The 11,253-nt window shown below is 54.5% G+C and carries 12 protein-coding genes; 5 read left to right on the forward strand and 7 right to left on the reverse strand.

What is annotated here, in order from left to right; genetic code table 11:
* Positions 1-245 precede the first annotated feature (245 nt).
* Positions 246-620: a phage holin family protein gene (locus IGR76_09090; protein MBF2078661.1), complete on the forward strand. Its 375-nt coding sequence runs from the start codon at positions 246-248 to the stop codon at positions 618-620.
* A gap of 106 nt (positions 621-726) precedes the next feature.
* The gene (locus tag IGR76_09095) at positions 727-1,920 is read left to right on the forward strand and encodes an extracellular solute-binding protein (protein ID MBF2078662.1); all 1,194 of its coding nucleotides are present in this window, start codon (positions 727-729) and stop codon (positions 1,918-1,920) included.
* Here IGR76_09095 and IGR76_09100 read toward each other — a convergent pair.
* The 6 genes from IGR76_09100 to IGR76_09125 all read right to left on the reverse strand — a co-directional run bounded on the left by IGR76_09100 (position 1,886) and on the right by IGR76_09125 (position 6,171).
* Entirely contained in the window at positions 1,886-2,395 is a 510-nt protein-coding gene (locus IGR76_09100) for a hypothetical protein (GenBank protein MBF2078663.1), read from the reverse strand. The two genes, IGR76_09095 and IGR76_09100, sit on opposite strands and share 35 nt — an antisense overlap.
* Before the next feature lie 84 nt (positions 2,396-2,479).
* On the reverse strand, positions 2,480-2,728 hold the full coding sequence (locus IGR76_09105) for a hypothetical protein (protein MBF2078664.1): 249 nt from the start codon (positions 2,726-2,728) through the stop codon (positions 2,480-2,482).
* A gap of 174 nt (positions 2,729-2,902) precedes the next feature.
* A complete protein-coding gene (gene leuB / locus IGR76_09110) occupies positions 2,903-3,985 on the reverse strand; it encodes a 3-isopropylmalate dehydrogenase (protein ID MBF2078665.1) in 1,083 nt (360 codons plus the stop codon).
* A gap of 204 nt (positions 3,986-4,189) precedes the next feature.
* Positions 4,190-4,507, reverse strand: coding sequence for a hypothetical protein (locus IGR76_09115; GenBank protein ID MBF2078666.1), 318 nt, complete (start codon positions 4,505-4,507; stop codon positions 4,190-4,192).
* 33 nt (positions 4,508-4,540) lie between these two features.
* Positions 4,541-5,602, reverse strand: coding sequence for an ABC transporter permease (locus IGR76_09120; GenBank protein ID MBF2078667.1), 1,062 nt, complete (start codon positions 5,600-5,602; stop codon positions 4,541-4,543).
* A gap of 56 nt (positions 5,603-5,658) precedes the next feature.
* Positions 5,659-6,171, reverse strand: a complete 513-nt coding sequence (locus IGR76_09125; GenBank protein ID MBF2078668.1) for an adenine phosphoribosyltransferase — start codon at positions 6,169-6,171, stop codon at positions 5,659-5,661.
* A gap of 340 nt (positions 6,172-6,511) precedes the next feature.
* Between IGR76_09125 and IGR76_09130 the strand changes: the two genes are divergently transcribed.
* From IGR76_09130 to pgeF, 3 genes are all read left to right on the forward strand, one after another.
* Complete coding sequence (locus tag IGR76_09130; protein ID MBF2078669.1) at positions 6,512-7,933, forward strand: BCD family MFS transporter; 1,422 nt, start codon at positions 6,512-6,514, stop codon at positions 7,931-7,933.
* A complete protein-coding gene (locus IGR76_09135) occupies positions 7,934-8,740 on the forward strand; it encodes an inositol monophosphatase family protein (GenBank protein ID MBF2078670.1) in 807 nt (268 codons plus the stop codon). It abuts the gene before it with no gap.
* Positions 8,741-8,927: 187 nt separating this feature from the next.
* Complete coding sequence (pgeF, locus tag IGR76_09140; protein MBF2078671.1) at positions 8,928-9,746, forward strand: peptidoglycan editing factor PgeF; 819 nt, start codon at positions 8,928-8,930, stop codon at positions 9,744-9,746.
* A 4-nt stretch (positions 9,747-9,750) separates the two neighbouring features.
* On the opposite strand, the gene IGR76_09145 is transcribed toward pgeF, so the two are convergent.
* Entirely contained in the window at positions 9,751-11,025 is a 1,275-nt protein-coding gene (locus IGR76_09145) for a hypothetical protein (GenBank protein ID MBF2078672.1), read from the reverse strand.
* Between the last annotated feature and the right edge of the window lie 228 nt (positions 11,026-11,253).

Consider the following 11,253-nt stretch of genomic DNA (forward strand, 5'->3'; position numbering starts at 1 on the left):
AGAGCGATCTGGGGAAGCCCGCGCTCTACCCGATAGGGTGAGCGTCGGGAGGATGTCACTGATCCGGTGGAACTGGAATCCCGGTTGTCACACAAATCACAGTTTTGGCGATCGCTCCCCGTCCTTTTGACCCAACAGGATGGGTAAGATGTGCAGTGCAACACCGTCATTGACACAGAGCAGCAACTATCCTTTACTGCATGTAAAACCAGTCGTTCAAAAACCAGGGATTTTTACAACTACCTATGGAATTCTTGATTACTCTCCTGATTACGGCTGCGGTTACTGCCGTCAGCTTGCTCATCATCTCTAAAGTTCCCTTCTTGGGGATTGAGGTGGATAGCGTCGGAAAAGCGCTGACCGCAGGTGTTGTGTTTGGCGTGCTCAATGTGCTGGGGAATTTTGTGGTCAGCATTCTTCGCACCCCGTTGGTGGCGATTCTGACCCTCGGCATTTCGTTTTTAATCTCGCTGATTATTTTCTTTATTGTCTTTGGGTTAACCGCCAAGCTGGTTACGGGCTTTCGCCTGCGCTACGGGTTGATGAGTGCCTTTATGGGTGCGATCGCCCTCAGCATCGTCAACTCCATCATCTTCTGGCTGGTTAGCTTGATTTTCTAAATCTCCGAATCTCCGAACGATAGATTCAAGCCCCTGTCGTTCTGAGATTGCTGCCCTGAGGGGTAGAGTTTTGCCTCCGATCCCGGCACAATAGCCTTAGAGATGTGTGCCGGGATCGATTTTTTTTATGGACTATGGCATCAATCGGCGATCGCTCCTTACCGGATTAGGAGCTATGAGCATGGGGATCATGCTGGGGGGATGTCGCCAGCGGGATCACGTTACTCTGAGCGCTGTCCTGTTGGATAATGCCGTTCCACCCCAACTGCTCACCGAATTTGAGAAAACTCTGCAATCGGGCATCCAACTTCAGGTTGAAAGTAAGGCACAGTTGCGCGATTTGTTTACGCAACTGCAAACGTGGCACAATGCCGAAACGTCAGCCGACGATCGCTCAAAAAAGCCTGCGCTCCCGGCAAATGTGATGGCCTTGGGGGATTACTGGCTCCAGCCTGCCATCCAGCAGGGACTCATTCAGCCGATGAATCCGAACTCCTGGGCGGGGTGGAGCAATCTGGGGACTCCGTGGCAACAGCTTGTAAGGCGCGATCGCCAGGGGAAGCTGAGCGAATCCGGGGAGCTGTGGGCGGCACCGTACCGCTGGGGACACCTCATGATCGCCTACCGTAAGCCAGAGTTTGAAAACCTGGGATGGCAACCCCAAGACTGGGTAGACCTATGGCGACCGGACTTAAAGCGTCGGTTTTCCTTGCCAGACAGTGCCCGCACGGTCATTGGCCTCACCCTCAAAATGTTGGGGCACGGGTTTAATGAACCTGCACCAATGGCGATCGCCGATCTGCAGCCCGCTCTGAATACGCTCAACCAGCAGGTCAAGGTGTATAGTTCCGATGCCTATCTCCAGCCGTTGATTATTGGCGATACGTGGTTGGCCGTGGGTTGGTCTACGGATATCTTGCCCGTGTTGGAACGTAACAAGAGCTTAGCGGGTGTCATTCCCACCTCTGGAACCTTACTTTCCGCCGATATTTGGGTCGTGCCTACGAATCCAGACGCGGCGGCTCCGAGTTCGAATGCATCGGCTCAACCGTGGGTAGAATTCTATTGGCAACGGGTGATCGCCGAACAGCTTTCGTTGCTAAGCAGTGGCGCATCACCGCTCTTGATCAAGGGCGATCGCGCAACTCTACCCAGCGCACTCCAAACCAACACGCTACTGATCCCCCCCGCAGAGATCATGAACCAAAGCGAGTTTTTAGAGCCAATATCCGAAGAGGCGATCGCCCAGTACAAAGAACTCTGGATTAAAACCCGCGTAGCTGATCCTCTAGATCAATAGAAATGCCCAAACCTGCTACATCCATGTATACCTGGCAACCAGACACCTCTGGATCTTCATCCGTTGCAACTAGCGGCTCGCAGAGATAGGCAGCTAATGCCCTGGGTTGGGGACGCTGTTCGTTAAACACACGGGTAATGTAGCCAAACTCTTGAGAAACCCGACCAAATAATGTCACAAGGGCATACCGTTCCCAATAGTTGTAGGTACGCCACTCCGCCTCATTAACCACTAGATCGACATGAGGAGGCAAACCATCTGTTCCTGGAGCAGCCACCCATCCACTTAGCAGATCTCCACCATACTGCGATTGAATCCACCATAAACTCGGTGGCGTTAGCGACGTTTCAGAGATCGTATACTGGGTCACCATCTCTTCGCTCGGCAACACCGCATCCGGCTCTAACCATTGCAGTCGCGGCGGTTGGGACAATAGCACTTGAAGCTGTTCATCATCTAGCGCAAACGCAGGCAAAGACCAGCCTAGACTTGATAAGACGCTGGCTACTACTACTGCGGATTGTATGTCGATCGATCGGATCACCGTCCTTAATCTTCGCTACGCTTCAATCTGGCTCAGCGGGATCAGGCATTCTTGGATGAGCAAAACGGGCTTATCCTTAAATACAAGTTGCGCTCGTAGGCTGATCTGGTTAATCACAACACCCACAGGCTTTTGGGGATAATCCGGATGCACCTCGTAAAATGTACGATACGCATGCTGAGCAATTTGCAGCAGCATCGGATCGAGGGCAGGGGGCAGATCTTCTAGGTGATGATGCTCCAAACCGTTGGCACTCGAACTCAGCGGGATATCCGCTGCAGGCCGTGATAGTGGTCTTTCGGTCGTATACACGATCCTTCTCCCTACTCTTTTGCTAGAACTCTAGTGTATCGCTAAAGTTCCGGCAAGTAGTAGTGATAATTCGCCACAAAATTTAAATATTACGCTATCGGCAGCGTAGTATCCGGAAAAGCCAGCTTAAGCTAGAGCCGCCGCCAAAGCTTTGCCCATATCCCGACAGCCTACCAGCGTCATCCCTTCAGACATAATGTCGCCTGTGCGGTAGCCTTGATCGAGAACCTTCATGACCCCTTGCTCGATGTAGCTTGCGGCTTCGGGTTCGTTGAGGCCATAGCGGAGCATCATCGCCGCACTCAGCACCTGGGCGAGGGGATTAGCCTTATCCTGTCCGGCAATGTCCGGGGCAGACCCGTGAACAGGTTCAAAAACGCCAGGGCCAGAACTTCCCAAACTTGCCGAGGGCAGCATTCCAATACTTCCGGTGAGCATGGCAGCGGCATCAGAGAGAATGTCACCAAAGAGGTTTCCGGTCACGATCGTGTCGAATTGCTTCGGCCAGCGGAGAAGCTGCATGGCGGCATTGTCCACGTAGAGATGGGACAGTTCCACATCGGGATACTCGGAGGCCAAAGCGGTGACGCGATCGCGCCAGAGCTGCGATACTTCCAACACATTGGCCTTATCAACAGAGCAAAGTTTCTTGCCCCGTTTCTGAGCAGTTTCAAACGCCACACGGGCAATGCGATCCACTTCGGAATCGGTGTAGACCATCGTGTTCACACCCCGCTTTTCGCCCGTTTCGGTTTCGAAAATACCTTTGGGTTGCCCAAAGTAGATGCCGCCGGTCAGTTCGCGGATCACCATGATGTCTACTCCTTCTACCACCTCTTTTTTGAGGGTGGAGGCATCGACCAGTTGCGGTAGAATCGTGGCTGGACGCAGATTGGCGAAGAGTTTTAGTCCGGCTCGTAGCCCTAATAAGCCTTGCTCCGGGCGAAGATTGGAGGGTAGGGAATCCCACTTATAACCTCCGATCGCCGCCAGCAGCACGGCATCACTATCGCGGCACATCTCCAGGGATTCAGCCGGAAGGGGTACGCCCGTTGCGTCGATGGCTGCCCCGCCGATCAGGGCTTCTTGGAATTCAAACTGAATGTCAAATGTTTGGCCGACCTGCTTAAGCACGTCTACCGCGACCGTAATAATTTCGGGGCCGATGCCATCCCCAGGGAGTAAGGTAATGCGGTATTGCCGTGCCATAGGTTGCCTTCCAGTGTTGTAAGTAACGGTTAAGTGGGGTTAGAACTCAAATGATGACTATTGCTGGGATGCGGTGCGTTACGGCTGCGCCTAACACACCCTACGAACCTGGCCTACTCGACGCGGCTAGGCGATCCACCGGAAAGATATTGTATCAACTTGTTGGAACCCCGTGTTGGGATTAACGGTGGAGAAGGGTTGGAGTTAGAAAGGGCGATCGCGCAGCATGAACTCCACTTTGGGTATCAGCGGATCTTGAACAATGCCAAAGCCTTGATAGCCCCAGCGATTCATCACATTACTGAGCTGGTTGCCAAGCAGCGATTCCACCGCAAAGCGATCGGCAAGGGTTTGGGCAAAGGCGTTGAGGTAGCTGAGTGCATCCGCATGTTCTTTGAAAACCAGCAGAAACTCCGTCGGAGGTTGGTCATCGGTTTCGGCAGTGTTCGCAAGGCGCGGACGGGCAACGAGATACTGTCCATCCTGCTTCGATCGCACCAAGTAGTAAACATCAGACTGCATGGTTTTCTCCCATGACGGGCGATCGCCCCATCCCTAATTCATCTCCGTGAGCTTAATTCGAGGATCGGCCACCTTCAGGAGCAGGTCAGCCAGTAAGTTGCCCACAATCAGCATCACCGCTCCCATCATCAAGCTCGCCATCACCAGATACAAATCCTGCGCTCGTACCGCTTCCAGTACTAGTTTGCCCAGTCCCGGCCAGTTAAACAATCCTTCGGTAATGAACGCACCACTCAGGAGCGAGGCGAATTCAAACCCCAGTAGCGTAATCAACGGGTTAACGGCGTTCCGCAGGGCATGGACATAGACGACCTTGTTTTCCGATAATCCCTTGGCTCGTGCCGTGCGAATGTAGTCTTGGCGCATCACGTCGAGCATTTGACCCCGCATAATCCGCTGCAACCCGGCAAATCCGGTAATGCTGAGAGCCAGGGTCGGTAAAATCAAATGCCAGCCAATGTCTAGAATTTTGCCAAACCAGGAGAGATCCTCATGGTCGATGCTGGTCATTCCCCCGACCGGGAAGAGGGGCGAGGTGAGCTGAGCGAAAAAGAGCAGCAGCAAGCCCGTAATCAGGGTGGGAAAGCCTTGGCCAATGTAGCTAATTACGCGCAGAATTCGGTCAATGAGCTTATTGTGATGAACCGCACCGATGATGCCTAAGGGAATAGCGATCGCCCAGGTCACGACGATAGACGACAGCGCCAACAGCAGCGTGGGGGGAATCCGTTCCCGGAGAATCGACGACACCGGACGCTGGTAGGCAAAACTAATGCCAAAATCGCCCTTGGTGACGACCTGCTTCAGCCAGAGCCAGTATTGCTGCCACACGGGTTTGTCCAAGCCAAAGCGAGTTTGCAAATCCTGCAGGGTTTCTTGGGAAATCTGGGGATTTAGGCGGAGGGTGTCGAGGTAGTCTCCAGGGGCAAGCTGAATGATGAAAAAGCTGAGGGCAGAGGCCAACAGCAGGGTCAGCAATGCCTGTAGCACCCGCTTAACGGTATAGGTCGTAAAGTCACTCCGTAGTGCTTGGGATACGGAGTTGATGAACGACTGAACACGGCGCTGGCCTGAAGAAGTGGTTCCTGATGTCATGGTGCAAACTGCATGAATGGGCGAAATCGCGGCATGATCTTGGCGCAGAAACGGATCTAATATTCCACGAGTGACACGATGGGCACATCCGGCAACTGCTGCCGCCCACCTAAATCCGTTAGCTCGATGATAAAACCAAACCCGGCAATCTGGCAGTTGGCCTGTTCCACAAGTTGGGCAGTGGCAGCGGCAGTGCCCCCCGTGGCGATCAAATCATCCACAATTAAAACGCGGCTGCCGGGATGGAGGGCATCTTGATGCATTTCCAGGCGATCGCTTCCATATTCCAACTCGTACTCGGCGGCATAGGTAGCAGCAGGTAGTTTCCCAGGCTTGCGAACCGGGATAAAGCCCAAGCCCATTTGATAGGCCAGCGGCACACCGAACATGAACCCACGGGATTCCATACCCGCGATCGCATCCACCTCTAAATCATCAAACGCCTCCGACAGGCGATCAATGGTATATCGCAAACCATCTGGATCTTTGAGTAGGGTTGTGATGTCGCGAAAGAGGATACCGGGTTTTGGGAAATCGGGAATATCTCGAATCAGAGCACGCAAATCCATAGGGTAGTACGTTGGGATGCTAGACAGCAGGGGGACAGAAGCGAGACGTTAGTGGGCTGGGCGATCGCCAGTCTTCCACGATATCTCCCGACATCTAGAGTTAGTAAACCACAGGTTTCTGGTAATTCAGAGCATCCCTCAGAATTTGTAGAAAGAGACCTCCGACGCCTCGAAATTTATTGCAATTTCAACGAGGACTATCTCTAGGGAACCGATTTAAATGTACGGTGTATTAAGAATTCGTCTTATTTTTTAAACTTCATACCCATCAGATCATCACTCTCGAATTGGGTATAGGGTTCATTCCAGGGTTATTCACACTTACGTTGCCAGTGCTCCCATGTCATCTCGCGATTTCTCATCCGATCAACCGCTCGGTTCCGCCCTTGTGGAATCCCGTCCGCACATTAATATCTTTACAATGCTGCGGCTCGGTCTGTACCAAATGGGGATTGGCTTGCTGTCCCTGCTGACCTTGGGTGTTCTGAACCAGGTGATGATTTCAGAACTGCGAATTCCGGCCACGATTGCGGCAGGGGCGATCGCCATGTACCAGTTTGTGGCTCCGGCGCGGATCTGGTTTGGGCAAATGTCGGACAACAAACCGCTGTTGGGCTATCACCGCACGGGCTACATCTGGACAGGACTGATGTTGCAGGGAGTTTGCCTGTTTGCGGCGGTGCAGGTGGTGTGGCAATTGGGTGCAAGTGCTGCCGCCGGATGGTCAATGGCAACCAATCTCTGGGTCGCGTTGCTGGCTCTGATGTTTGCCCTCTATGGCCTTTGCATTAGTGCAGCGGGAACCGCTTTTACCGCCATGCTGGTGGATGTGTCCGAGGAGGAGAATCGCTCCCAGTTAGTCGGAATTGTTTGGGCGATGCTGATGGTGGGCATCGTGGCAGGGGCGATCGCCGGACAAAAGATGCTGGAAGGGATCACGCCGGATCTCTTGCAACCCACCGTAAATCGTCTGTTTATGGTCTTTCCAGCGATTGTGTGTGGGCTGGGCATTGCCGCTACGTTTGGGATTGAGAAACGCTACTCTCGCTTTTCTAAACGATCCTCTGGGGGCGATCGCGACGATCAAATTTCTCTACGCCAATCCCTCAGGGTTTTAACCGCATCCCGGCAAACGGGCTTTTTCTTTGCCTTTCTCCTGGCGATGACCGTGGGTTTGTTCCTGCAACAGCCTGTTCTGGAACCCTATGCCCGTGAGGTGTTTGGCATGTCCCTGGGCGAAAGTGCGGGACTAAACCAATTTTGGGGTTACGGCATCCTCGCTGGGATGGGGGTGGCTGGCTTTGTGGTGGTTCCGCGTTTGGGCAAACAGCGTACCGCAACCTTGGGCTGCTGGTTCACCGCAGCGTGCTTTATCCTGGTGATTCTTTCTGGACTGACCGCCTCCCAACCGATGCTAAAAAGTAGCGTGATGCTCTTTGGTCTGGCGTCGGGCATTTTGACCAATAGCGCCGTTTCCCTGATGCTGGACTTGACGGCAGTGGAAACAGCTGGAACCTTTGTGGGTGCGTGGGGATTGGCACAGGCCATGGCGCAGGCAAACGCAACGGTGGCGGGAGGGGTGTTACTCGATCTTGGGCGATCGCTCTTTAGTTCGACCTATTTAGCCTTTGCGCTGGTGTTTGCCTGCGAAGGGGCGATGATGCTGGTAGCCGTCAGTCTGCTGAGCCGGATTGATGTGCAGGAGTTCAAAACAGATTCGCAAAAGGCGATCGCAGCAGTCTTGGAACAGGATTTAGAGTAAATGGACTGGACACAGATAGTCACCCAGGCGGAAGCGATCACCGAGCAGGTGGGGCAACGGCTGCTTCAGGATTTTGGGCAGGTACGGGCAACGGAGAAAGCGGACGGTAGCCTGGTGACGCGGTCGGATCAGTGGGCGGATGGAGCCTTGCGGGAGGCGATCGCCCGTCAGTTTCCGGGGCATGGCGTCCTGAGTGAGGAAGTGGAGCATATCTTTCCGGATACGGACTGGTGCTGGATTATTGACCCGATTGACGGCACAACCAACTTTGCGCGCGGGGTGCCGCTGTGGGGCATTTCCCTGGGCTTGCTTTACCAGGGAACCCCCGTGTTCGGCCATGTGCGGATTCCGCCCCTCAACCACCAATGTTTTCACGGCTTCTGGATGGGAGAGTCGGGATTAGCAGGCCCAACCGGGGCGTACCTCAACCATCAGCCCATCCATGTCAGCACCGAGGAACCGTCGGGCAACCACTTTTTTAGCCTCTGCGCCCGCAGTACAAAGATTTTGCAGCAACCGTTTCCGTGCAAGATTCGGATGCTGGGGGTGGCAACCTACAACTTGCTGAGTGTGGCGACGGGAGCCATGCTAGGGGGTGTGGAAGCGACACCAAAAATTTGGGATATTGCGGCGATTTGGGCGATCGTGCAGGCGGCGGGCGGTGTTTGGGTTGCCCTGGATGATCAGCCGATTTTTCCCCTGCAACCGGGTAGGGACTATAGTGCGCGATCGTTTCCAACCTTGGTGGCGAGTTCACCGGAACTGGCGGAGCGCTTTCGTCCGCTGGTGGCGTGCGTAGTGCGGTAATAGAGGTTCAGGTGCATGTTCGAGGGACGTGTGTTAGCAGATCGGCTCAGCGTGTTAATCATCTGCACGGTACAGGCGGCATTACAGCTACCGGGCAAGGGACATCATTGCATACTCCCAAACTAGAGGCGATCGCCCCGCCCCTCGCGCTAAGCTAAAAAGCGATGTCTTGTGAGGGTTGAAGACGATGCACACGTGGCACTGGCAATCCTGGAACGATATGCCCTATCTAACCTGTAGCCTGTTGGAGTCCTGGGCGCATGGCTTTTTTACCCAGCAGTTTAGTCCCCGTGTTCCCGAAGAGCTGGTGACCGTTCTGCGACCAGAGGCGCAAGTCTGCCGTGTGAAGCAGGTGCATGGCAATACTGTTTTGACGCCTTTCGACTTGCAGCATCCGCCCACCGCAACCTCTGATGCCGATTCGGTGCTCCATGCGGCGGATGGCCTTGTTACCGAGCAGAATCAACAATCCGTATGGGTCTGCACCGCTGACTGTGTGCCCGTCCTGATTGCCGATGACACCACCGGACAAGTTGCCGCTGTCCATGCTGGATGGCGCGGAACGGCTGCTCGTATCGTGCCAGCGGCGATCGCCTGTCTTCAAGCTCAAGGGAGTAAAATCTCGAACCTTCGAGTTGCCTTGGGGCCTGCGATCGCTGGAGAGGTCTACCAGGTTTCCTCCGACGTCGCGGCTGAACTCGGTGCAAGCCTGTTTCCCCATGAGGCGTCTCAACACCCCGAAACGGAGAGTCGCACCCTGGATCTCTTGGCGCAGTTGCGTGATCGTCCAGACTCTCCCGTTCAGGATGACCCTGAACCTGGCAAGGTGCGGGTCGATGTGCGGCGGGTGAATGTTCTCCAGCTTCAGCAACTTGGCCTTGATCCCGAACACATAGCGATCGCCCCGTTTTGCACCTACCAACAGCCGCAGCATTTCTTTTCTTACCGACGCAGTCGCCAGAAAAAGGTGCAATGGTCGGGGATTGTCAGCGAAGCCGCAAGCTAGAAAACTACCGCGTGGCTGACCAGGGAATCGTTGGGTCTATGGCCAAGGCGTTGGCGACGGCAGCGGCTCCGTAACGGTTGATATGGCTGGGATCTTGAAAATAGCCATTTTCGTACAGCCACGCCTGACTCAAATCCACAAAAACGAAGCCTTCATCTACCGCAAGCTGCTGCATGTACCATCGAAACTGCTCTTCGTAGTACTGCCGGGTGGGGTCAAGGTAATCGGCGGTGAGTGGCAAACTTACAAACACGAGGGGAATGCCCTGTTCCGCTGCGAATTGGGCGATCGTTCGGGTGGCGTCGGTCTGCACACCCTCCAGGGAAAAGGGACGATAGCTGCCGTCAAAGTCTCCCGATACGTGTGGGAATTGCTGGTAATAGCTCACAGGCTCGAAGCGCGTATCAATGGCTGCAAAACCCAGTTCGTCGATATGGATGGGATGGGCTGCTGCTGCTCCGCTCAATTGCCCAAGCGGATCGGGAGCGGCGATCGCGTCATTAGTTGACGTTTGGGCGGCCATTAGGTTCGCCTCTGACCACGAATGGCACAGAGACTTGACCGGAACCGCGATCTGCGCCGATAGATCCTCCCTTGGTATCGGAGGCACATCGACACAGACGGTTCCTGGCTCTTTGGAAGAGGCGATGGTCCCAGTGGGTAGTTCTGGCCGAAACTGAATGGGGCGATCGCCCGTTGCCAAAGCCTGATAGCCAGGAGACGATGTAATCCGGGCATAGGTGGCATCAGTGCGTCCGCTATTAAATGCCCGCGATCCATCCGCCCACACAATCAACTTGGGCAGTTGATCAGGCGTTAACACCTGCCGCAATACGACATCGATCACCTGGGCGGTGGCTCCGTTCACGCTAAAGTTATACACTGTTACCCCGTCGTAGCCTTGATCGCGCAGAGCATCCCGCAACACGGTTGGATCAACCCCTTGGAGTGCCCGCGAACTGCCCACCACCAGCACATCCGGTACGCCTGAATGTTTCATAAAGGCCGCATAGCGCTGCAATTGCTGATCGAGTAATTCGCTGTGGAACGATGGAAACTCGTAGATGGGATTCAGGATGACGGGGGTGACGATATTCATCCCGGTTTCGGCCTGACGTAGGGATAGCAAAAAGGGTTCGGCGTTCGATTCATCCGTGAATGGCGTGGACTTTGAGGTGAGAACCAGCGATGACGGTACGCTGCGGAGCAGGGGTGTAGAGAGATGCTCCGAGAGACTACCCCCCCCAAGGGCGATCGCCACTATGGCACTGGGTAACATGCTTGTCCTCCAAGCGACACGACTCCACGCTTTATACCAACCCTCTTTGCCGCCCCAATCTGGTGTTCCCCGGTCTGAAGACTGAAGCCCTTCACCACGACTCAATGCCTAACCCTCTACATAGATTGCGATTCCCTAATTCGTGAACAGAACTCGTTATCTCAATTTTGAGTTCAGGACTTACGCACTACGTGCGGCGTCCTGAGTCTTTTAGGCGATTTTGCGCGG

Source organism: Synechococcales cyanobacterium T60_A2020_003 (assembly GCA_015272205.1).
Classification (GTDB): Bacteria; Cyanobacteriota; Cyanobacteriia; order RECH01; family RECH01; genus JACYMB01.